Here is a 22,808-nt window from a genome sequence, read left to right on the forward strand (position 1 = left end):
AAAAGCCTAACGGCTAAAAAGTTAGGCGAATCAACGCTTGCGAAATTCCGCAAGCGACTATAAGTGATACATTATAGAAAGGAGTGTAACTTTTATGAAAAAGGAAACACAAAATATCACAGCATTAAGATCCAAAATGTGGATTACAGAAGCTCTTTTAACTATAATGAAAGAAAAAGAATTTAATAAAATTACAATCACAGAAATAATAAAAAAGGCTGATTTAACTCGTCAAACCTTTTATAGAAATTTTAATACAAAGGAAGAAGTACTTCATGAATATGTAAAAAAATTATATAAAGACTGTTTTGATGAAATAGAGCAAATGCCTCAAAAGAATATGTATAAAATATTAGTGACTTATTTTCATTATTGGCATAAAAATAAGAATTTTTTGTTATTAGTAAAAAAAAGTAAGGTGAATCATAAAGTTATGGATTTCTATTATCCCTATATGGGCAAATATTTTGACCAAGCAATTATTAAACTGTATGCAAGCTCTGATTTAGAAATATCATATATGAAACATTTTCTATTAGGTGGTTTAGTTCAAGTAAAAGCTCATTGGCTGGAGAATAATTTTACAGAAACTCCTGCACAGCTTGCAGAGCTTGTATTAAAGTTGATAAATCCTTTAGTTTATGATGTTAAGGAACTGTAGAACTATATTTAAGCAGGATTTAATAGATAATGATTTTATTTATTCAAAGGATGAAGAGGAGTAAAGATCATAAACCCCCTCGAGTAATCAAGGGGGTTATCCTGTTAAATCTATAAAGTTATTTAGTGATATAATATTGATTTTATTTATAAGCTGATATGTATTTCTAAATAATTTTAGAAGAATGCTTTAATACTTGATAAAACTACTAGTAATCCAACAACAATAACAAATATATTGCTTAAATTTTTTCTGTATTTAGATAGTGTTGGCACTTTGTATATTGCGTACATAGGTAATAAGAATAAAATTATTGCAATTAGTGGTGCATTAACCATGTCTATAAGATCAAGAATACTTGGATCTGCATAAGCAACTAACCAACATGTAAGAATCATAAATACAACAATAATATTTTTAACTGTTTTACTATTTAAATCTTTTCCGCAAGATTTAGCACCTTGAACAATAATATCTTCTAAACCTTCATATGCGCCTATATAATGTCCAAGGAAAGATTTTGTAATTGCAACTAAAGCAATTATAGGAGCTCCATAAGCGAATAATGGCATTTTGTATTTGTTAGCAAGGAAAGAAAGAACTGGTAGATTTTCTTTTTTAGCAAGTGCAAGATCAGCAGAAGTTACACTTAAAACAGTACTGAACACAAAGAACAATACAACACAAATTGTTACTGTATAACATACCTTTTGAATTTGAGCACATTTACGATCTACGTTTTCCATTCCATAAGTTTCACGCTGCTTAACAACAAAAGTAGATATCATTGGAGAATGGTTAAATGAAAATACAATTATTGGTAGAATAAACCAAGCTATTCCTAACACAGTAGTAATACCAACGTTTCCATTTGCTGGTGTAAAGTTACCGGCTAAACTTAAATTTGATACATTCCATTGTGGAATCAAATATATAGATAGAAAAACTAAAGTTGCTATAAATGGATATACAAGATAGCTCATTACTTTTACAGTTACATCTTGTCCAAAATTTACAATGAATATTAGAAAAAGAACTAAAATAAGTGATAATATCATTCTTGATGGTGCTTGCATATGTAATTGATTTTCTATAAAACTCTTTGCAGTATTAGTTAATGAAACTGCATACATTATTAGTATTGAATAAATAGAGAAGAAATAGACAACATCAAAAACTTTACTTGCTGTATCTCCAAAATATTCTCTTACAGTAGCTGTAATTCCCTTATCACCAGATTTAGAAAAATAAATCATTTTTGCCATGGCTCTGTGTGAAAAATACATGATAGGGAATGCAATTATAGTAATTAAAAGTAGAGATAATATTCCGCCTGCTCCTGCATTAATTGGTAAGAAGAGTACACCTGCTCCAATTGCTGTTCCAAAAAGGCTCATTGCCCAAGTTGTATCTTGATTATGCCATTTATTAGGATTTTTGTATTCTTTCGAGTCCTGTAATTTTTCTTGAATCATTTTAACGTCTCCTTTATACTTCTTTTGCGATTTTTAAAATTGATAAAGTTATAATATTATGTTTTTTAAGTATTTTGTTTAGTTTAAATTAAAGATAATATTTATTGCCTTTACTCGAAACGTTATCATTATGATTAGTAAATCCTTAAGATTTAAACTAAACCCATCAATTTTTAATATGTATTATTTTAACCTATTATTTATTTTCACCTCCACATTAATATTTTGAAAAATTTTAATCGTAAGAATAAATAATTATTAATATAATAAATTTTTATTGCAATAAGAATATATCACACGAAAAATGTAATGTCAACATAGTATTATAAGAAGTTTGTATTATAGAGTCTAATAAAAAATTAATTTTAAAATTTTGAAAGTTTAAATTTTTAAAAATTGTTCTTTTTTAATTTAGCCTTTTTTATAAATATATTAAATGTTTTTAATGTTTGTAATAATTCAATTTGATGTTATAATATATACGAGTTTTAGCCATCTTTCTTAGTATTTATACATTGTAAATGCTAAAAAATAGGGGCTATATACATTTAAAAGCTCAATTTACTATTATTAGTGAGGTGGAAATTTTGAATGACAGAGAATTAATTGAAAAGCATATACCTATCGCAGAATTTATATCAGAAATTTTAGGAGATAACTGTGAAGTTTTAATACATGATGTTACGAATCCAAATCATTCTGTAATATTTATAAAAAATGGACATTTAAGTGGTAGGAGAATAGGGGCACCTATTACAAATTTAGTACTTAATATAATACAGAATAAGAGCTACAAAAATAAGGATTTTGTGGCAAATTATAAAGCAGAGGGGAATTTCAAAAACTTTAGATCTGCAAGTTATTTTATAAAAAATGAAAAAAATGAAATAGTAGGAGCAATATGTATAAACATAGATATAGAAGAGTACGATAACGTAAAAAAACTGATGGATAAACTATGTTTTATATCCAACGAGTCTTCTAAAGAAATCGAAGATATAAAAACCCAAGAACAATTCTATGATAATGTAGATGACATCCTATATACTATGATCTTTGATGTAATTCGAGATGTAAACATAGATCCTCAAAGAATGTCAGCTGAGGAGAAAATTTATGTTGTAAAACAATTATACGACAAAGGTACATTTAACCTTAAAGGTGCAGTTTTAGAAGTTGCAAAGGCACTTCAAGTATCAGAACCTACAATATATAGATATCTTAACAAATTCAAATCGTCTCATTAGAAGTAAGAAAAATTTGTCGTTATTGCAAGGTATATATAATGCAAAATAATAGTATATAGATTAATATTGTTTTTTTATATTTGTAGAAAAGCTTAGAAAAAGTTAGTATAATTTAGAATTAGATAAATTTCATAAAACACAAAAATATTATAAAAGGAAGGTAGAGTTGTGGAGATTTTTAAAGATGAAATGACATCTAAAGAGAGAAGAGAAGCTTATTTTAGAGGTGAAGAAGTAGATAGATTACCTTGTGCGATTATGTTTGAAGAAACAGCAGCAGTATATGCAGGCATAAATGTTGAAGAATATTATTTTGATTCTAATAAAATGTTAGAGTCTGAAAAGTTTATAGTAAGAGAATTGGGAGCGGAAAGCTGTGGAATTAATGTAACTTTAAGAGGACTAGGAGAAGCACTTGGAAGCAAGATGGGGTATAGTGATTTAAGAGCCTCATTTTTAATAGATCCTGTTTTAAAAGATTACAAAATGTTAGATAATATGGATGTTGTAAATCCTTATAAAGATGGACGACTTCCAATAACATTGAAGGCTCTAGGTAAAATAAAAAAAGAATTAGGTAATGAAGTAAGTGTTGGAAGTGGAGTATCAGGGCCTGTTAGTGCAGCATCTGCCATTAGAGGAACAGAAAATCTTATGAAGGATTTTATACAAAATAAAGAAGCTGTACATAAGCTATTGGACTTTATAGTAGAGTGTAATTTATCGTATGTTGAAGCCGTTTACAGAGAGCACGGATTGACATGTGGAATAGGTGATCCTATATCCTGTGGAAATTTAATAAGTCCTAAGCAGTTTAGGGAATTTTCAAAACCACATCTTAGTAAAATGATAGATGGCATGTATAAGATAACTGGTCAAAAGCCATCACTTCATATATGTGGAAAAACAAAAGGAATTTGGAACGATCTGCGGGATTTAAATATATCAGCTTTTAGTGTTGACAACTGTGAAGATATAGAAGAAGTTAAAAACGCTCTAGGAGATAAGGTGTGTTTGGTTGGAAATATTGATCCAGTTTCAATCATAAGAAATGGAACAGTAGAAGATGTTTATAGAGAAGTTAAAAATTGTATAGAAAAAGCAGCAGATAGTCCAAATGGCTATATAGTTGGATCTGGATGTGATATTCCTGGTGGTGCTCCAATTGAAAATATAAAGGCAGTTATAGAAGCAACTAAAAAATATAGTGGAAGAGTTTCTATTGGAAGATAATATTTTGGTGAAAATCAGGAGGGATTTATGAGCTGGAGCAAAATGAAACAAAGTTTAGAGAGTTTTCTTTGTCCTGCATTATATGGTAGGGTAGAATATGGTGCAACTAGCTATAGATATTTATCTGATAAAGCTGGGCAATGTTATATAAAAGTAGATAAAAAGAACATATTCAATATGAGTGATACAAGCACCTTAATCAAATGGTATAAGACAGAACAGGAAATAAAAAATGATCAAGATATTCAAATCCATATTAACAATGAGGAAATTGAAATGGTGAGAAATGATATTAAGGGGCCAGTCCCAGAGGATAGATTAAAAGTAATTGCAAGAAATAGAAAAGTATCAGAATATGCAAAGGAAATACTATCTGCACAGTCAGCATTATGTAAATCAAATTTCAATGTTGTAGTGAATAAATTTTTAACTATTTCTATAGAGGAAAGTTTAGATAGTAATGATATCTTATTAAATGTTTTGGCATTGGTGGACAGGAGAGTTGGAAAAAAGCGGCTTTTAAAGATGGATGAAAAAATGAGATTGAAGCACCCAATTGTACAATATTTTTATGAACTGCGTCTTAGTGTTTGATGTAAAGAAATGATTTAGAATTTGATGAACATGTGATTAAGTTTTATTAAGAGGTCTTTAAAGCATGGATAGAGAAAAGTTATTGGAGAATATCAAAATACAAATAAAAAATGGAAAACGTATTGTTGGTGTAGCAACAGGTACGGGAATGACAGCGAAGTATGCTGAAAAGGGTGGAGCTGATTTTCTTTTGGTTTTAAACTCAGGTAGATTTCGTCAAATGGGGAGAAGTTCACTAGCAGGATTTTTGCCATTTTGTAATAGTAATGATATGGTAATGGATTTTGCTTCAAAAGAAATAATACCACTAGTAAAAGATATACCTATTATCTTTGGTTTTAATGCAACTGATCCTATGAAGGATATGGAAGATTATATAGATAAAATAAACAATATGGGATTTTCAGGTATTAATAATTATCCTACTGTTGGAATTTTAGATGGTAAGTTTGGTGAAGCTCTTGAGGAACATGGATGTGATTATTTAACTGAAGTAGAAGCAATAAGAATAGCTCATAAAAAAAACATGTTTACAGTTGCTTTTGTATTTAACGAAGCGCAAGCAGAGCAAATGATTAGTGCAGGTGCTGATGTTATTTGTGTACATTTAGGTTTAACAGGAGGGGGATTACTTGGAGCAAAAAAGGTTTTTTCCTTAGAAGCTGCAAAAGTTAAAGCTGAAAATATATTTAATAAATGCAATGAGCTAAATCCTAATGTAATTAAATTAATATATGGTGGACCTGTAAAAACACCAATTGATGTTCAATATATGTATAATAATAATGAAGATTTAATGGGATACATAGGAGGATCAGCTTTTGAGAGAATTCCATCAGAAAAATCTATTACAAATATAACAAAAGCTTTTAAAGTATCAACACAGCTTGATGAAGAAGATTTAATGGTTAAAATGTTAGATGGAGTTACAAAGCATTATAATTATGTTGAATTTGTAAAGAAATATGTAGCTGAAAATTATATGAATCAAATCTCATTTTTGGATTTAGCCAAAGTTGCCCATGTATCCAGAGGTTACCTAAGTAGCTTGTTTAAAAAAGAAGTTGGCTGTAGTTTTCCAGAGTATTTGGTTAAGTTTCGCATAAATAGAGCAGCAGAAATTATAAATAAAGAAAATATACAATTATCAGATTTAGCACCATTAGTTGGTTATCAGGATTATGCTCAGTTTAGCAAAATGTTTAAAAAGTATAAAGGTTGTTCTCCAAAACAATATAAACAGAGTTTTATGACATAAACACAAAAATATAGTACATAACAACGTTTACATAAGTGTGTAAAAAAAGTATGATTAACTTGTAGTTGATCATACTTTTTTTATGAGAACGTTCTCCGGGGAGTTATTTAGCATTGTACAGGCTAAATAAGAGTGGATTTATATTAAGGGAGGTAAAAAAATGAAGACAATTGCCATAGCAGGAACATTTGACACTAAAGGTGATGAATATTTATACGTAAAAGAACTAATTGAAAGCTTAGGTTTATGTACTTTTACCATTCATACAGGTGTATTTAAGCCAACCTTTGAACCGGATATATCAAACAGTGAAGTCGCTGAGGCAGCAGGTACAAATATAGAAACTTTAGTATCGAAAAAAGATAGGGCATTAGCAACAGAGCTATTATCAAAAGGTATGGAAAAGTTACTGCCAGAGTTATATAAACAGGGTAAGTTTGATGGTATTATCTCTTTTGGAGGAACAGGAGGAACTTCACTAGTAACTCCAGCTATGAGGGCGCTGCCTATAGGTGTGCCAAAGATTATGGTTTCAACAGTAGCCTCAGGAAATACTGAACCTTATGTAGGTACTAGTGATATTATTATGATGCCTTCTGTGGTAGATGTTGCAGGTCTTAATTCAATTTCAACAAAAATCTTTACAAATGCAGTATTTGCAATTGTAGGTATGCTTAAATTTGAAAACACAAAGGTTGTGGAGAAAAAGCCGTTAGTTGCAGCCACTATGTTTGGGGTAACAACACCATGTATAACAGCTGCAAGAGAATATCTTGAAAAAAGAGGATATGAAGTTCTTGTATTTCATGCAACAGGCATTGGAGGACGATCAATGGAAGCACTTATAAATGGAGGTTTTATTGAAGGTGTATTAGACCTTACTACTACAGAATGGGCAGATGAAATTATTGGTGGTGTTTTGAATGCAGGACCTCATCGTCTGGAGGCAGCAGCTAAAAATCATGTGCCACAGGTTGTGTCAGTAGGTGCTATTGATATGTGCAATTTTGGTCCATATGAAAGTGTACCAGAGAAGTTTTTATCTCGTAATTTATATAAGCATAATCCAACAGTAACCCTTATGAGAACAAATAAAGAGGAAAATCAAGAAATTGGTTTGAAGCTTGCTGAAAAGTTAAATCTATCTAAAGAAAAAACAGCCTTATTTATACCTTTAAAAGGGGTATCGGCTATTGATATAGAAGGTCAACCTTTTTATGGACCAGAGGAAGATAAGGTATTATTTAATATATTGAGAAATGATGTAAACAGAAATGTTGTGGAAATAGTAGAAATGGATTGTGATATCAATGATGTGAAGTTTGCAGAAGCTGCAGCACAAAAATTGATAGATATGATGAAGAAATAATAAATTTAAGATATGGGAGGATTTAATAATGAATAAAATGACAAGAAGTGAAATTATGGCAAAGTTTAGAGAACAGGTTAAAAATGGAGAAATACTACTTGGGGTAGGAGCTGGCACAGGTATTACAGCTAAATTTAGTGAAGCTGGTGGAGCAAATATTCTTATAGTTTATAATTCAGGTAGATACAGAATGGCAGGAAGAGGTTCTCTTGCAGGTTTATTATCTTATGGAGATGCTAATAAGATTGTAGTTGAAATGGGATCAGAAGTACTTCCAGTTGTAAAAGATACTCCAGTACTTGCTGGTGTTTGTGGAACTGATCCATTTAGAGTAATGGAAATTTTTCTGAAAGAATTAAAAGATCAAGGTTTTGCAGGAGTTCAAAATTTTCCTACAGTAGGATTAATTGATGGTGTATTTAGACAAAACTTAGAGGAAACTGGCATGGGATATGGTCTAGAAGTTGAAATGATAAGAAAAGCGCATGAGCTTGACATGCTTACAACTCCTTATGTATTTGATCCTGATCAAGCAAAAGCAATGGCAGAAGCAGGTGCTGATATATTAGTTGCACATATGGGATTAACTACAAAAGGTACAATTGGAGCACAAACAGCGCTAACATTGGATGATTGTGTAGAAAAAATAGAAGCTATTATTAAAGCAGGAAGAGAAGTTAATCCAGATATCATGGTAATTTGTCATGGAGGGCCTATTGCAGAACCAGAAGATGCTGCATATGTAATAGAAAAAACAGAAGGAATTGATGGATTCTTTGGTGCTTCAAGTATTGAAAGATTTGCAGCAGAGAAAGGGATAAAATCTCAGACTGAGGCATTTAAGACTATAAAGAAATAATAAAACAGATAAAAATCTCTAAGCCCCTTGAATGATCAAGGGGCTTTAAAAATTTAAGAGTGACTTTCTACTATTTTTTAACAATATATAAGATATTAACAAGATTATCTTTTCTAAATCAAGTGATTATTAAAGACTAAGTATTAGTTGTTTATAGTCCAGCGTAAAATTCTGCATTTTATTAAATCGAACAAGTACATTATACCAACTAACACAATAGCAATAAAAATAAATCCTGCACTTACAAGATCAAATCTTGCGAAGTCAGAGTAATATTGAACAAAATAGCCCATACCTGAAGTTGCTCCGAACATTTCCGCCACTGTAAGCAATACAAAGGAAAATTTAAGTGCAACAGCACAGCCTGAAAGTATTGATGGAGAAGCAGCAGGAAGTACAACTTTGAACATTTTTTCCATTCCAGTTATTTCTAATGTAGCTGCATTTTCTAAATATCTTTTGTCAATAGTCATAGTTGCATTAACGGTGGTACCAAGTATTGGCCAAAATGCTCCTAAAAAGATAATAAATATGGATGCATATCTGAAGGAGGAAAAAATGTGAATTGCATAAGGTGTCAAAAGGGTCGCTGGAATAGCACTGAACCCATTAATGTATGGTGTAATATTTTTTCTAAGTAACTTTTTTAAGCCAATAAGAACACCTAAACTTATTCCTAAGGTTACCGCCATAATATATGCTGGTATAAGCAATCCTAGGGAGCTTATCAAACCCTGCATCAGTTGGCCTAAATGTGAAGTGAATTCTGGTAAGACTTTGCTAAGTCCATGAAATAAAAATGGATCCAGTATGCTAAAAACATCAGTTGCAATCTCATATAATAATATCAGTCCTATAAAAATTAGAATCATACCCAATCTATCTTTAATAAATTTTTTCATGCCAACGCTCCTTTTTAAATCATTATATTTAGGTTTGAAATTCTTATGTAAAAGATAAGCTTGGCATGAAGCTGCATACCAAGCTTATCTCAGTTGATTGTATAATTAAGATTTATAAATTATTTTTCTTAAAAGCTTCTAACTTCTTCTTGAAGAATTCGCTATTTGGATAATCCTTGATTAAAGAATCTAAAGCTGCTTTATAATTAGCTGTATCAATATGATCTTCAACTTTAACTTTAGGATCAGTTATGTATCCAAAGCCATTCATCTTCTGCCACATTTTTATTATACTGTTTTTATATGGGTCTGTATCATATTTCATATGTGGACTAAGCAAGAAGCTTTTTGCTGTTTCAGGAGACATATCCAATTTTTGAGTTGTTAGCTCAACAACTCTATTCATGCCTCCATCTTTCTGCATTGCTTCTTCAGCTCTTAGGTATGCACGAAGCAGCTTTTGTGCAGCTTCAGGATTTTCTTTAAGCCAGCTTGTTTTTGCGATCATACGGCAGCAAGAGTGATCAGGCCACAATTCATCAGGCCACATAACGATTTTCATTCCAGCCTTAGCAATTTGAAGTTCAAAACCTGTAGATACTGAACCAAAATCTGCTTGACCGCTGCGCACTGCTTCCATAACATCTGTATTCTTTTTCATTTCAATAAAAGTAACATCTTTTTTTAGATCAAAGCCTGCATCATATAAAATACCTTTTAGTACGATGTCTGGAGTTCCACCTCTCATAATAGCAATTTTCTTGCCGCGGAAATCTTCCACGCTTTTATATGTTGTATTTGGATTTGCAAAAACAGGAGTGGCACCAATAATCATATAGCCACCAAACATAGTGAAATCTTGGCCTTTTGCAATTTGAATCAAAGGACCACCAGTACCATATGTAGAAATAACGTCAACCTGACCTGAACTTAAAGCTTGGAAAGCATCTGTGCCGTTATTTATGTATTTAAGCTCAACATCAATACCTTCTTCTTTTAAGTATCCCTTGTCCTCAGCAAGAAACTGAAATACTTGACCAGAGGTTGCTTGGGCTGCCAATTTAACCTTATGGGTAGTCTTTTTTTCAGAACTGCTTTTATTGCTTGTGTTGTTAGATTTTGTAGCGCAAGCTGTTAGAGATAACATTGCTATGGCTAATAATGCTATAGTTTTAAAAATTTTTTTCACTTTCATACCTCTTTTCATATTTTATTATTTGTTTTTATTTGAATCTCATTATGGATGACTTTTATCAAATCATTACGTAACTGCATAGCCTGAGGATTATCATACATTGTTTCTCTATTCAGATTTTTCTCATTATTAAATGAGTATTTGTAGATGATTTTGCTTGGTGATTGACCTAACACAAAGATATCAGTTGCTAAAAGTAATGCTTCATCCACATCATGAGTAACAAAGAAAATTGTTTTACGACTTACAGTTTCTTTTTTCCACAAGTCTAAAATTAGGTCTTGTAGCTTGGCTCTTGTTACTGCATCCAAAGCTCCAAAAGGCTCGTCCATCAAAAGAATTGGAGGATCTATAGCAAAAGCTCGAGCTATTGCACATCGTTGCTTCATGCCGCCTGAAAGTTCCTTAGGAAACTTGTCAAAATTTGACTCAGCTAGCTCAACATCCTTCATTCTTCTAAGTGCTTCAGCCTTTCGTTCTTCTGAATTCATATTCTTAAATTTTTGTTTAAGTGCTATTGTAATATTTTCCCCCACACTCATCCATGGAAAAAGGCCATAGTCTTGAAAAACTACACCTCTTTGCAGACTTGCTTTTGTAACTGGTTCATTGTCCACAAGAATTTCTCCGGAATTTGGCTTTTCCAAACCTGCAAGCAAACGGAGAAGTGTGCTTTTTCCGCAGCCAGATTGGCCGAGTAAGCAGACAAATGCTCCAGCTTTAACATTCATATTGATATCACCTAATATTGGGTCTTTATCGTAAGAAAAGCTCAAATCGTTTACAGATACATTAAGCATAAATTTACCCCCCTTTCCTTATATTGTTTATGCTGCGACTATTTATACAAATTTTCATGTATAACTTAAGTAGTGCTTATATAAAAAATAGGATATTTATTGAAATTTAATTTAAATAATTAAACTACAATAAAATATTATGATAATAAAATTTACAAATACAGTAAAATAATAAACACAAGACAACAAAACATGTAGATAATTATACAATACGGATTGATATTATCATAATTAAAGTAAATTTGTCTAATCGATAAATTCTATATTAGATATAGGTTCTATTTGTTTTTATAATAACAAGCTAGCTAAAGCTTTTTAAATGAAGCTAAATACAACATTATTCCTACTAGAGTAAATATAAGCCTACTAATTATAAAATGTGAAGATAGAATAAAAACAGGTTCACCAAGACCATCAACAGGTAGAATTGTAGGCATATAACTTATATATCCTTTGGCAAAAATATCAATAAAAGGTGCGTTGTTAAAATTTACAAGTGACAAAACCAAAACAATTGGAATCCAAACATAAAGGAAAATTTGGTTTTTGCTTCCTAAAAACATACTTGTTCCAAAAACAAATGCAAAAGTGGGAAGTAGTATTATTAAAATTGGTAACAAAAAGTTTTGAAAATTTGTAAAATTAAAAATTGTCTTATAAAATACTACACTTATAAAAATGCAACACATTGCAATAATTAAATAAGAAATAAGCAAAGCTAAATTTTTTGTGGTTAAATACTTTTTTTCTGGTAAAGATGTACATGAAGTAATTTCCCTTACTCTTTGTTCATTTCTAGAGAAAAGTCCTGTGCAAGTGAGCATAAGAATTAATAACATAATCGTATTTATGTCACATAAAAACTTGCAATAGCTCCACTTTGAAAAAGGTGCCGTACCAGAAATACCCTGTATTATTTTTGTATATAGATCAATCACTGAAAAGAAAAGTGCAATTATGAAAGTTATAACAAATATCTTTGAAAAAATTATTCTCTTTAGTTCGTATTTAAGAATTTTCATATCCATTGACCACTACCTCCTTTTAGCACCAGTAATATTTAAAAAATCAGAAAAAGATAGTTTTTTATCTTTTTTACCGTAATATTCTTGGTAAATAACTTTCATGGAATTAAAATAATTTTCTTCACCAATGTTATTATAAACATTGTAAATTTCAAGTGGTGCTAGATGATAAATTTTACGATCCTTCAAAATTAATGTAACGAAATATTTTGGAAGCATTGATAGTTTGTTCATGTATGCAGGATTTCTTTGATAAAAGTTTCGATTCAATTCGTTTGCTCCTTTTTTCCACTTTTTTACCAATAAACTTTCTGCATAATCTTTTCCAAATTTGTTTTTCAAGAATAAATAGGTGCTAAAATCCGCAAAAGCTTCATTTGACCATTCACTGTGATTTTTATCTATTTCATTATTGCTGTTTGCGTTAGATGCATCTATTCCACCACCCCACCATTGATGAGCAATTTCATGAGTCATCGTAGCAAAAGTGTCAGAAGAAGAAGCTTGAGATAAATTCTTGTTGGATTTTTTATTTAAACAATCTTCAGCAATCCAAGAAATATTTCCCTGTTGAACTCCAGTTCCACCTTGTACTCCTGATGTTACAACTACTTTAAGACTATTTCTACTTAGTGGTCCAAATTTTTCTGAAAAGAATGAGAATATATCAAGTGTATCACTTCCCCTAGATTCAAATTCTTTTCTCGCAGATAATGGATAGAAAAACTCTACATTTGTGCCACTTACATTTCTTTCAAATATTCCATATGCTCCGGCTTTCAAAGATAAATCATTTAGTTTATTGCAAGAAAAACTCCAAGTAGTAAGACCATCTTTCTCAGAAATTTTGCGATTTTTATCTCCCTCCGTTATGACTGTAAACTTTGAGTCTATTTTTATTGACCCTTCAATAATCCTATCCTTTTGTTCAACACAAACAAAAGGAGCAATGTATTTAGCATGCCCTAAGCTTACATAATTTTTGTTAATTCCTTCAGAAAAATCATTAGTTACATTTAAGGCTTTCGGTGTCCCTGAATACTTTATACTTAGTTTAGCTTTAGTACTTTTGGGAATGCTTATTTCAAAAACATTTCCACGTTTTGCACTGCTCAAAACCTTTGGTGAAACCTTGATGTAGTTTATGTCTACATTGTTTAACTTCATCTCATTAATGTGGTAACCATCTGCTAATTCAAAATATATGTTTTGAGGCTTATCAGTTCCGTTTTGCAGTTCTTGAAGGTAAGCTCCTGTCGCACACTTTTTGTCTTTTTCTATCTTAAGATCTACAAGTATATTTGAAGTTCCTATGACACTATTGTTTACAGGCGTTTCTTTTTTACCATTAATCAATGTTGACGCCAGATCTGTAAGCGAAAATGATTTAAAAATTGGTTCATTTTGAAAAACAAAAAATGCTCCCAAAAGAGAAACTAAAAAGCAAATGGGTAATAATTTATATTTTCTGCAGTTTTTAAAGATAGATTTAAATAGTCCTTTTTCATAACATCTATTGCACAACATTCCGAATAAAAATATGGACATGGCTATTGATAATCCAAACAACCTATTCCAGAGCATTCCCAAAACGATATTCCCGCTTCCGAAATTTTCGGAAAGTCCACTAGCAGCTGTCTGAACCCACATATATTGATAATTAATATTTCCTGTTAAAAAACTAAAAAGCACAGCTAAAATCATAATAATGCAGGTTATATTAACATTTCTAAAAACAAGATAAAATCCTGCGGTCATAAGAATTGTTAGCACAACGGAACCAAAAATTATTATGGAGTAACTGAGTAAGAAGTAACTGAAATTGCTTAAACTGCCCATATTAAATATATAGTGAGGAATCATAAATATCATCGCCATCACTGTTGAAATAACACCAGCGCACATTAAACCTGCAATTTTAGTTAAATTTATCTTTATAGAGCTTGATATTGGCTCAATTATATAATTAACTCTAAACCTAAGTATTTTGTCAAATTCGAAAACTGTTAGTGCAATAAACGCAAAGGTTGAGATTACTGCCCCTGCTTTTGCTGGCAAAAGTATGATTTGAGACAAAAGAGTAAAGCTTTTTACCTCCAATAATTGACTAATACTTTCTGAGATGTATGGAGAAAGTAGTGCGACAATCAAAGGAAAAACTGATGTAAGCAAAATTATTATTTGAGTAAATCTAGACTTCAGAATCCTCTTTGTTTCATAGGCAAAGAATGCATTTTTCATTTAATGAACACCCCCATTGTGTATGACATATGTGTACGCATCTTCGAGAGTAGGCTCGATAAGTGGAATAGAACCTTCTATTTCTTTACCAATAACACGACAAGAGATACCATTACCTGTAAACAATTTAGATGTAATTTTGTACTTATCTCCAATTCTTTTTTCTAAAGCTTCGTTATTTTTTTCCTCAATAAAACCAACATGTCCGTGCACAGCTTTTATTAAATCTGGTGAAGTTCCGTCAAACAAAATCATGCCGTTATTAATGATTATAATTCTATTGCAAATGGCTTGTATATCATCGATGATGTGAGTGGAAAGTAACACTATTTTGTCATTTGCAGTTTGTGAAAATACATTTCTGAATTTAATTCTCTCTTCTGGGTCAAGTCCAACTGTAGGTTCATCTAAAATGATAAGTTCGGGATTTCCAAGTAATACTTGTGCTATACCAACACGCTGTCTCTGACCACCTGAAAGAGTTTTAATTTTAAAGTTTCTTTTTTCTTTCAAATTGGTCTGTTCAATAGCTTGTCTGATAATACCTTTCACATTTTTTTTAATTTCTTTTAATGCACACATGTAATCTAAAAACTCATAAACTGTTAATTCGTCATACAAACCAAAGCTTTGAGGCAAATAGCCTAACTGCTTTCTGAGTTCTTTTTCGTGTTCTTGTATTGGTTTGCCATCAACAGTTATCTCGCCAGTTGTTGGTATTATCTTCGATACCAATAGTTTCATAAAGGTACTTTTTCCAGCACCATTTGGACCCAAAAGTCCTATAAAATTAGGGCTTTTAACTTCTAAGTTTATGTTACTTAGCGCCTTTTTTCCTGTTTTGTATGTCATGCTCACGTTTTTGATATTGATTTTCATAAATGTGTTACACTCCTTTTAGTATATTTTTATGTTTTACTTATATAATAGAATTTTCAACTTACATCTCCGTGACTTTTTGGTGAGAGATTAGTCACTCTAAGAAACCTAAAAATATTGGATAAAAATACGGGAGCATCCTTGGATTTGATTTACACAAATCTAAGAATGCTCCCGTATAATCCTACAACATCCCATAGTCAAGAACATATAGGTTGTTGTTTTCATCATACCCGAAGGAATTAACCTTGCAGTACTCATTTTGTAATTGAGGAGATTTAGTTACAAATAAATTTTTAAACTTCTCTAATTTTGAGAGAAAAGTTTTGTGATTTGAAAAATTTTTTTCCTTTTCTATATATCCATATATTGTCTCATCAGAATCTGTACTAGTATCTATAGGAATTAAACGTTTATGGACAGTCAAATATAAAAATTTGCTTTTATATATTGCATATACTGGGCATAATATATCTTTAAAGTTTTCAAGTTTTTCATCATTTGATGTATAGATTTTAAATTCGTTAATACATTGGTCTGCTCCTACAGGTAAAGAAAATCCTGTAGCATCAGATGAAACTTTAATTATAAAGTTATCTAAAATATATACACATCGCATAGAACGTGCTATGATATTTTTTCTATTTAATTGCTTTAGTAAGCTATTGGTTATGCAGTTATTTTCGCCTAATTTCATTCCATACTGGCTTAAAAATTTTTCAACCTCATATAATTCTTTATTCATAAAAATTCCTCCTTTAAATAATTCTTGGCAATAAAATAAGGACATGAGGGAAAGCTTATGCTTTTACCACATGTCCTCTGTATTCTTTACCTGAGAGTTTGGACATAAATATATATCTTACACCTTGGGTTTTGTATTTAAACAAATTTTCAGAGTTTCGTCCTATAGCGCTATGGGCACCTGAAAGTTTCTGATACAGCCGTGGAACTATATCATTGCTTCTTCGGTTAACAAATTGTTATCTCACGCTATATTCACCCGAATAATATTAAATTTTAATATCTTGGCTTAATTATATCATCCCATTAATCTGATTTCAACCCAGATTTCACAGTATGGGGCTGTATAATATCTATTTCATAATACTTTTTTTAGCAACAGAAATAGCATCTCTTGATTTTTCAATCATTTTCTTACTTTCATCGCCCATCTTTAAGCTCACTGAAATGAAAATCATATCTAAAATAACAAGCTGTATAAGTCGTGAAACCATGGCATCTGTATAATATTTTAAATCATAGGTTGAGCTGAATAGGGATACATCTGATATTTTTGCAAGAGAAGAGTTTAAATAACTTGTTATCCCAATGATTTTACAACCTGCTTTTTTAGCATTTTCAGCACATTCCAAAACTTCACGGCTTTCTCCAGTATGTGAAATGAGAACTACCACATCATCTGCTTTAAGATGAGAAGTTTTTATCAGTGAAAAATGGGAATTTATATCAAAGGATACTCTTTTACCAATTCTCATAAATTTATGATATGCATCCATTGCAATTACACTGGAACCACCTGAACCGTAAAACAATATACTGTCGCTATTTAAGATAAGGTTTACAGCAGTATTCAAATCTTCAATATTTATAATGTTATTTAAATCGTTTATTGCACAAGCAGCAGAAGATACCACTTTTTGCTTTACTGTTTCAATGCTATCGGAAGCCTCAATATTTTGATATCCATCAGCTATATTAATGATACTTGATGATGCTGCAGTAGTATTTTCTTTAGATAATTCTCCAGCCATATCTATACGAAATGTTTGATATGAATTGTAATCAAGCTTATTTATAAAACGTATTACAGTAGGTTCACTAACGGAACATTTTTGAGCTAAATCACTAATAGTTAATCTAACAGCTTCATTTTTATTACTTAAAATATAGTCAGCTATATTTTTTTGTATTTTGGATAAAGTATTATAGCGTGAACGTATAGTAGTAAACAGATTGTCCTGCATGTTTAATAATTCCCCCTAAGTTCTTTTATTTTATGATAAGTCAATTGTAGCAAAACATTATATAAAAAACAACAAAGCTAATATTCAAAAAATTAATTATTGACAACGTTTAAATGTTTTGATATTCTTAATATAGTAAAAATACTACTGATAAACAAAATAATAAGTAATAAAATTACTAAAACAAAAAATATTAAAATAAATGGTGTCTAAAAAAGCATATAAAGCTTTTGAGGATATCACTAAAAAATTGGAGGATGAGATTATGAAAAAAAATATTGGTTTCATAGGATTAGGTATAATGGGAAGACCTATGACATTAAATCTTTTAAAAGCTGGTTACAAGGTGACTGTATATGACATAAACAAGGAAGCAATAGAAAAATTAGTGGCTGAAGGTGCTAAAGGAGCTGCATCACCAAAGGAAGTTGGAGAAAATAGTGACGTAATTATTACTATGGTGCCAAATTCTAAGCATGTAAGAGAAGCAGTTTTGAGTGAAAATGGAGTTGCTAAGGGTGCAAAAGCTGGTTCAGTTGTAATCGATATGAGTTCTATTACTCCAGTTGCTTCAAAAGAAATTGCAAAAGAGCTTTCTGAATTTGGTATTGAAATGTTAGATGCACCTGTAAGTGGTGGAGAACCAGGAGCTGTAGCTGCTACATTATCCATAATGGTAGGTGGTAAGGAACAGGTCTTTGAAAGCGTTAAAGATGTACTTCAAGCTATGGGAAGAGATATTGTTCTAGTTGGAGCAAATGGCTGCGGAGTTACTGCAAAATTAGCAAATCAAGTTATTGTTAATTTAAATATTGCAGCAATGTCAGAAGCACTAGTGCTTGCAGCAAAAGCTGGAATCGATGTTGAAAAGATGTACCAAGCAATTAGAGGCGGACTTGCAGGAAGTGTTGTACTTGATGCAAAGGTTCCTTTAATACTTGATAGAAACTTTGTACCAGGTGGAAAAATTTCAATAAATCTTAAAGATATAACTAATGTTATGGAAACAGCTCATAGCATTGATGTTCCACTACCATTATGCAGCCAATTATTAGAAATAATGCATGCATTAAAAGCAGATGGAAAAGAAAATGACGATCACGGTGGTATAGTACAATATTATGAAAAAATTGCAAAGGTTGAAGTTAGAAGGGAGCAATAATAATGAGCAAAGTGCTAGCTAAAGGAGTTTTTGATAAGATACCAGCAGTAGATGTAAAAGTTGTAGATGAATTATTAACTAAGGAATTAGCTGAACTTGATAAAAAAATAGTAGTACTTGATGATGATCCTACTGGTGTACAAACAGTCCATGATGTTTCAGTTTACACTGATTGGTCATTAGATAGCATTGAAAATGGTTTTAAAGAAGAAAGTTCTATGTTTTTTATTCTAACAAATTCAAGAGGCTTTACTGCAGCAGAAACGGAAAAAGCTCATAAGGAAATGTCTTTAAATATTACACAAGTAGCTAAAAAGCTTAATAAAGATTTTATAGTAATTAGTAGATCAGATTCAACTCTTAGAGGACACTATCCTCTTGAAACAGAGATTTTAAAACAAACTATAGAAGAAAATTCGCAGGTTAAATTTGATGGGGAAGTACTGATGCCATTTTTCAAAGAAGGTGGAAGATTCACTGTTAACAACATTCACTATGTTCAATATGATGAGTATTTAGTGCCAGCTGGAGAAACTGAGTTTGCAAAGGATAGAACTTTTGGGTATACAAAATCTCAATTAGGTGAATACATTGAAGAAAAAACAAAGGGAGCTTTTAAAGCTGAAAACACTACTTATATATCACTTGAAAGCATTAGAAATTTGGAAATAGAAAAAATTAAAGAACAATTATTAAAGGTTGAAAACTTCAATAAAGTTGTAGTTAATGCTGTAGACTATGTTGATGTGAAGATATTTGCTATTGCATTAGTAAAAGCAATAAAAGCAGGTAAAAATTTTATGTATAGAAGTGCAGCTGCTTTGACTAAGGTAATAGGGGGAGTAAGTGATAAAAATTTACTAACTAGAGATGAACTTATTAAAGAAGGTTCTAAAAATGGAGGCTTAATAATAGTTGGTTCTCATGTTAAAAAGACTACTGAGCAATTAGAAGAATTAAAGAAATGTGATTTTATAGAGTTCATTGAATTCAATTGCCATCTTGTTTTAGATTCTGAAAAATTTGAAGCAGAGGTTCAAGGAATTATTGAAAAAACTGAAAAGCTTATAGCAGAAGGTAAAACTGTAGCAGTTTATACTTCAAGAAAAAGGTTAGATCTTGGTGAAAATAAAAAGGAAGAAGAATTAAAGCTTTCTGTTAAGATTTCAGATGCAGTAACAAGCATTGTTGGAAAATTGAAGGTAAGACCTAACTACATTGTTGCTAAAGGCGGAATAACATCAAGTGATGTAGGAACAAAGGGACTTAAAGTAAAAAGAGCAACTGTAGCTGGTCAAATAAAACCAGGAATACCTGTATGGAGAACAGGTGATGAAAGTAAATTCCCAGGTGTAGCATATGTTATATTTCCAGGAAATGTGGGAACTAAAACAACTTTGAAAGAAGCAGTTGAAATTTTAAATCAATAGAAACTATACATTTAATTTGTGATCTGAGGTGTTATAGGGAAAGGAGGAAAAATGCTAGTTAACATGAAAGAAATTCTCCTTGATGCAAAGTTAAATAATTATGCAGTTGGTTCATTTAATGTATATAGTTATGAAACAATAAAAGGTGTTATAGAAGCTGGTAAACAGAACAATAATCCTGCAATAATTGCATTTGGAGAAAAATACATTAAAAATATGGATTTTAAATCAGTATACGCTTTGGTAAATAACTTATCAAAGGATACTAAGGTTCCTTTTGCTTTACACTTAGACCACTGCAGCAATTTGGAAAATGTGTACAAGGCTATAAAGGCAGGATTTACTTCAGTAATGTATGATGGATCTTCCTTGAAGTTTGAAGAAAATGTTGAAAATACTTCAAAGGTTGTTGAAGTTGCACACTCATGTAATGTATCTGTGGAGGCTGAATTAGGTTCTTTGGCAGCAGGATTAGATTCTAATGAAGGAAATTTAGAAGATAAAGAAATTTATACAAGTCCAGCACAGGCAGAAGAATTTGCTAATAGTACAAAAATAGATGCTTTAGCGGTATCAATAGGTACAGTACATGGTATGTATAAAGGTGTGCCTGATATAAGAGTGGATATACTAAAGAAAATAAAGGAAAAAGTTCATATACCACTTGTTTTACATGGCGGATCAGGAACTCCTCAAAATGTATTGAAGGACTGTATTGAAAATGGTATATGCAAAATAAATGTTAATACAGAAATATCAGTATATACTATAGAAAAAATAAGAGAAATGTTAAATGATAATAAGAAACATCATTTATCAGAGATATCATTAAAAGAAACAGAATTTGTTAAAGAAGTAGTTACTAAATATATGAAGATATTTAAATAACTTTTAGAAGGTAAACTTCACCTTCAAAAAACTGGGAAAAGGTGAAGTTTGCACTTTAAAGAAATGTTACATATATCAGATATAGTATTGCAATAATTTATACGATCTAAGAAAACGATAACATAAATGATAAATTTTAGAAAAAACTTTAAGTGGAGGATTTTATTATGAGTAATATAACAATTATGATTCTCATTCTATTTATTTCTATTGCTTTGATTGTGTTTCTTATTATGAAAACAAAGCTAAGTGCATTTTTGGCATTAACTATAGCCGGATTATTCCTTGGTACTGCAGCAGGTATGCCTCTTGATAAAGTTGCTGTTTCATTTCAAAATGGTATGGGAAGCACTTTAGGATTCCTTGCAACTGTTCTTGGACTTGGAACAATCCTTGGTAAGATGCTTGAAATTTCTGGTGGAGCACAGCGTCTTGCAAGAACCTTACTTGATACCTTTGGTGAGAAAAGGGCACATTGGGCAATGTTATTTGTAGCATTTATATGCGGAATACCTGTATTTTTTCAAGTTGGTTTTGTTTTATTACTTCCAGTAATATTTAGTATTGCACTTCAAACAAGAATGTCACTAGTAAAAATAGGAATTCCTGTTGTAGCAGGACTAATAACAGTACATGCAATGGTACCACCACATCCTGCTGCTCTAGCTATTGTTTCTACTCTCAAGGCTGATGTTGGAACTGCTATTATGTTAAGCTTAATTATAGGATTACCAGCTGCAATTTGTGCAGGACCTATTTATGGTAATTTGATTTCAAAATATGTCAAAGTTAATCCTCCAGAGAATCTTTTCCAAGATGAACTTATACCAGAAGAAAAACTTCCTAAATTCGGAATAACATTATTTACAATATTATTACCTATGATAATCATGGTAGTAAAAACTATTGTTGAATTAGCAGCACCTAAGGGAGCACCATATATTCGTCTTGTAGAATTTGTTGGTAATCCAATAGCAGCACTTTTAATTTCTGTAGTTTTCTCATATTTTACTCTTGGATTTTCAAGAGGTATGAAAAAGGAAGAAATATTGAAGATTACTGATGGTTGCTTTGGACCAGTAGCAGGTATACTTCTAGTTATAGGTGCAGGCGGAGCGTTTAATCAAGTTCTTCAGGATAGTGGAATAGGAAAGGTACTTGGAAGTGTTCTTACAAACTTGCACATGAGTCCGATATTGTTAGCATGGATAGTTGCTATTATAATGAGATTTGCTGTTGGTTCTACTACTGTTGCAATGATGACTTCAGCAGGCATAATTCTACCACTTTTATCTAGTTATCCAGATGTGAATCGTGCATTAATATGTGCAGCTATTGGTGCAGGAGGAATTGGTTTATCACATGTAAATGACTCTGGATTTTGGATAGTTAAAGAGTATTTTGGAATGTCAGTAGGAGATACCTTTAAATCATGGACAGCAGCTACAACTGTTGCATCTGTTGTTGCCATTGCTATAACTATGATTGTGGGAACATTCATTTAATTCTAGAAAAATATAATAATATAAGAGTATAATATAAATATGTTAGGTATATATAATTTAGAAACATTATATATACCTAATCGTTTTTGATAAAATA

At 31.1% G+C, this 22,808-nt stretch carries 20 protein-coding genes and 1 riboswitch; of the genes, 11 read left to right on the forward strand and 9 right to left on the reverse strand.

The window, feature by feature from the left end; genetic code table 11:
- Nucleotides 1–94: 94 nt before the first annotated feature.
- A complete protein-coding gene (locus EG57_RS25560; protein ID WP_052038002.1) occupies nucleotides 95–661 on the forward strand; it encodes a TetR/AcrR family transcriptional regulator in 567 nt (188 codons plus the stop codon).
- A 176-nt stretch (nucleotides 662–837) separates the two neighbouring features.
- On the opposite strand, the gene EG57_RS0217895 is transcribed toward EG57_RS25560, so the two are convergent.
- Complete coding sequence (locus EG57_RS0217895; RefSeq protein WP_032078514.1) at nucleotides 838–2,136, reverse strand: aromatic amino acid transport family protein; 1,299 nt, start codon at nucleotides 2,134–2,136, stop codon at nucleotides 838–840.
- Between the two features lie 578 nt (nucleotides 2,137–2,714).
- Between EG57_RS0217895 and EG57_RS0217900 the strand changes: the two genes are divergently transcribed.
- The 6 genes from EG57_RS0217900 to EG57_RS0217925 all read left to right on the forward strand — a co-directional run bounded on the left by EG57_RS0217900 (nucleotide 2,715) and on the right by EG57_RS0217925 (nucleotide 8,696).
- Nucleotides 2,715–3,383 (forward strand): helix-turn-helix transcriptional regulator, encoded by a 669-nt coding sequence (locus EG57_RS0217900; RefSeq protein WP_242859877.1) that lies wholly within the window; start codon nucleotides 2,715–2,717, stop codon nucleotides 3,381–3,383.
- A 168-nt stretch (nucleotides 3,384–3,551) separates the two neighbouring features.
- A complete protein-coding gene (locus EG57_RS0217905; RefSeq protein ID WP_032078516.1) occupies nucleotides 3,552–4,616 on the forward strand; it encodes a methylcobamide--CoM methyltransferase in 1,065 nt (354 codons plus the stop codon).
- A gap of 27 nt (nucleotides 4,617–4,643) precedes the next feature.
- Nucleotides 4,644–5,210, forward strand: a complete 567-nt coding sequence (locus tag EG57_RS0217910; RefSeq protein ID WP_032078517.1) for an SF0329 family protein — start codon at nucleotides 4,644–4,646, stop codon at nucleotides 5,208–5,210.
- Between the two features lie 64 nt (nucleotides 5,211–5,274).
- Nucleotides 5,275–6,468, forward strand: a complete 1,194-nt coding sequence (locus EG57_RS0217915; RefSeq protein WP_032078518.1) for a phosphoenolpyruvate hydrolase family protein — start codon at nucleotides 5,275–5,277, stop codon at nucleotides 6,466–6,468.
- A 160-nt stretch (nucleotides 6,469–6,628) separates the two neighbouring features.
- Complete coding sequence (locus tag EG57_RS0217920; RefSeq protein WP_032078519.1) at nucleotides 6,629–7,837, forward strand: Tm-1-like ATP-binding domain-containing protein; 1,209 nt, start codon at nucleotides 6,629–6,631, stop codon at nucleotides 7,835–7,837.
- Between the two features lie 28 nt (nucleotides 7,838–7,865).
- Nucleotides 7,866–8,696, forward strand: a complete 831-nt coding sequence (locus EG57_RS0217925; protein ID WP_032078520.1) for a phosphoenolpyruvate hydrolase family protein — start codon at nucleotides 7,866–7,868, stop codon at nucleotides 8,694–8,696.
- Nucleotides 8,697–8,839: 143 nt separating this feature from the next.
- Here EG57_RS0217925 and EG57_RS0217930 read toward each other — a convergent pair whose 3' ends face one another.
- The 8 genes from EG57_RS0217930 to EG57_RS0217965 form a co-directional block, all read right to left on the reverse strand.
- The gene (locus EG57_RS0217930) at nucleotides 8,840–9,598 is read right to left on the reverse strand and encodes an ABC transporter permease (protein ID WP_032078521.1); all 759 of its coding nucleotides are present in this window, start codon (nucleotides 9,596–9,598) and stop codon (nucleotides 8,840–8,842) included.
- Between the two features lie 112 nt (nucleotides 9,599–9,710).
- Nucleotides 9,711–10,787 (reverse strand): ABC transporter substrate-binding protein, encoded by a 1,077-nt coding sequence (locus tag EG57_RS0217935; RefSeq protein ID WP_029162165.1) that lies wholly within the window; start codon nucleotides 10,785–10,787, stop codon nucleotides 9,711–9,713.
- Nucleotides 10,788–10,801: 14 nt separating this feature from the next.
- Nucleotides 10,802–11,593, reverse strand: a complete 792-nt coding sequence (locus EG57_RS0217940; protein WP_032078522.1) for an ABC transporter ATP-binding protein — start codon at nucleotides 11,591–11,593, stop codon at nucleotides 10,802–10,804.
- Nucleotides 11,594–11,898: 305 nt separating this feature from the next.
- Nucleotides 11,899–12,621: a hypothetical protein gene (locus tag EG57_RS0217945; RefSeq protein WP_032078523.1), complete on the reverse strand. Its 723-nt coding sequence runs from the start codon at nucleotides 12,619–12,621 to the stop codon at nucleotides 11,899–11,901.
- Nucleotides 12,622–12,627: 6 nt separating this feature from the next.
- Entirely contained in the window at nucleotides 12,628–14,859 is a 2,232-nt protein-coding gene (locus EG57_RS0217950; protein WP_032078524.1) for a gluzincin family metallopeptidase, read from the reverse strand.
- On the reverse strand, nucleotides 14,860–15,738 hold the full coding sequence (locus EG57_RS0217955) for an ATP-binding cassette domain-containing protein (protein WP_032078525.1): 879 nt from the start codon (nucleotides 15,736–15,738) through the stop codon (nucleotides 14,860–14,862).
- Nucleotides 15,739–15,922: 184 nt separating this feature from the next.
- Complete coding sequence (locus EG57_RS0217960; protein WP_029162160.1) at nucleotides 15,923–16,483, reverse strand: hypothetical protein; 561 nt, start codon at nucleotides 16,481–16,483, stop codon at nucleotides 15,923–15,925.
- Between the two features lie 158 nt (nucleotides 16,484–16,641).
- Nucleotides 16,642–16,741: riboswitch (glycine riboswitch) on the reverse strand.
- Between the two features lie 94 nt (nucleotides 16,742–16,835).
- On the reverse strand, nucleotides 16,836–17,726 hold the full coding sequence (locus EG57_RS0217965) for a MurR/RpiR family transcriptional regulator (protein WP_032078526.1): 891 nt from the start codon (nucleotides 17,724–17,726) through the stop codon (nucleotides 16,836–16,838).
- A gap of 202 nt (nucleotides 17,727–17,928) precedes the next feature.
- Here EG57_RS0217965 and garR point away from each other — a divergent pair, with 202 nt between their 5' ends.
- The 4 genes from garR (at nucleotide 17,929) to EG57_RS0217985 (ending at nucleotide 22,711) form a co-directional block, all read left to right on the forward strand.
- Nucleotides 17,929–18,888: a 2-hydroxy-3-oxopropionate reductase gene (gene garR, locus EG57_RS0217970; protein ID WP_084572265.1), complete on the forward strand. Its 960-nt coding sequence runs from the start codon at nucleotides 17,929–17,931 to the stop codon at nucleotides 18,886–18,888.
- Nucleotides 18,889–18,890: 2 nt separating this feature from the next.
- Nucleotides 18,891–20,318, forward strand: a complete 1,428-nt coding sequence (locus EG57_RS0217975) for a four-carbon acid sugar kinase family protein (RefSeq protein WP_032078528.1) — start codon at nucleotides 18,891–18,893, stop codon at nucleotides 20,316–20,318.
- A 51-nt stretch (nucleotides 20,319–20,369) separates the two neighbouring features.
- Nucleotides 20,370–21,206 carry a class II fructose-bisphosphate aldolase gene (locus EG57_RS0217980; protein ID WP_032078529.1) on the forward strand — a complete coding sequence of 279 codons (837 nt, stop codon included), beginning with the start codon at nucleotides 20,370–20,372 and terminating at the stop codon, nucleotides 21,204–21,206.
- A gap of 167 nt (nucleotides 21,207–21,373) precedes the next feature.
- Nucleotides 21,374–22,711 carry a GntP family permease gene (locus tag EG57_RS0217985; protein WP_200880577.1) on the forward strand — a complete coding sequence of 446 codons (1,338 nt, stop codon included), beginning with the start codon at nucleotides 21,374–21,376 and terminating at the stop codon, nucleotides 22,709–22,711.
- Nucleotides 22,712–22,808: the final 97 nt, after the last annotated feature.

The organism is Clostridium drakei (assembly GCF_000633595.2).
GTDB classification, from domain to species: domain Bacteria; phylum Bacillota; class Clostridia; order Clostridiales; family Clostridiaceae; genus Clostridium_AM; species Clostridium_AM drakei.

Excerpts from the sequence above, each read along its gene's own strand:
- EG57_RS0217895 (WP_032078514.1), bottom strand. The coding sequence starts at position 2,136 with ATGATTCAAGAAAAATTACAGGACTCGAAAGAATACAAAAATCCTAAT.
- EG57_RS0217925 (WP_032078520.1), top strand. The coding sequence starts at position 7,866 with ATGAATAAAATGACAAGAAGTGAAATTATGGCAAAGTTTAGAGAACAG.
- EG57_RS0217950 (WP_032078524.1), bottom strand. The coding sequence starts at position 14,859 with ATGAAAAATGCATTCTTTGCCTATGAAACAAAGAGGATTCTGAAGTCT.
- EG57_RS0217975 (WP_032078528.1), top strand. The coding sequence starts at position 18,891 with ATGAGCAAAGTGCTAGCTAAAGGAGTTTTTGATAAGATACCAGCAGTA.
- EG57_RS0217955 (WP_032078525.1), bottom strand. The coding sequence starts at position 15,738 with ATGAAAATCAATATCAAAAACGTGAGCATGACATACAAAACAGGAAAA.
- garR (WP_084572265.1), top strand. The coding sequence starts at position 17,929 with ATGGTGTCTAAAAAAGCATATAAAGCTTTTGAGGATATCACTAAAAAA.
- EG57_RS0217920 (WP_032078519.1), top strand. The coding sequence starts at position 6,629 with ATGAAGACAATTGCCATAGCAGGAACATTTGACACTAAAGGTGATGAA.
- EG57_RS0217960 (WP_029162160.1), bottom strand. The coding sequence starts at position 16,483 with ATGAATAAAGAATTATATGAGGTTGAAAAATTTTTAAGCCAGTATGGA.
- EG57_RS0217985 (WP_200880577.1), top strand. The coding sequence starts at position 21,374 with ATGAGTAATATAACAATTATGATTCTCATTCTATTTATTTCTATTGCT.
- EG57_RS25560 (WP_052038002.1), top strand. The coding sequence starts at position 95 with ATGAAAAAGGAAACACAAAATATCACAGCATTAAGATCCAAAATGTGG.
- EG57_RS0217940 (WP_032078522.1), bottom strand. The coding sequence starts at position 11,593 with ATGCTTAATGTATCTGTAAACGATTTGAGCTTTTCTTACGATAAAGAC.
- EG57_RS0217965 (WP_032078526.1), bottom strand. The coding sequence starts at position 17,726 with ATGCAGGACAATCTGTTTACTACTATACGTTCACGCTATAATACTTTA.
- EG57_RS0217930 (WP_032078521.1), bottom strand. The coding sequence starts at position 9,598 with ATGAAAAAATTTATTAAAGATAGATTGGGTATGATTCTAATTTTTATA.
- EG57_RS0217910 (WP_032078517.1), top strand. The coding sequence starts at position 4,644 with ATGAGCTGGAGCAAAATGAAACAAAGTTTAGAGAGTTTTCTTTGTCCT.
- EG57_RS0217980 (WP_032078529.1), top strand. The coding sequence starts at position 20,370 with ATGCTAGTTAACATGAAAGAAATTCTCCTTGATGCAAAGTTAAATAAT.
- EG57_RS0217915 (WP_032078518.1), top strand. The coding sequence starts at position 5,275 with ATGGATAGAGAAAAGTTATTGGAGAATATCAAAATACAAATAAAAAAT.
- EG57_RS0217945 (WP_032078523.1), bottom strand. The coding sequence starts at position 12,621 with ATGGATATGAAAATTCTTAAATACGAACTAAAGAGAATAATTTTTTCA.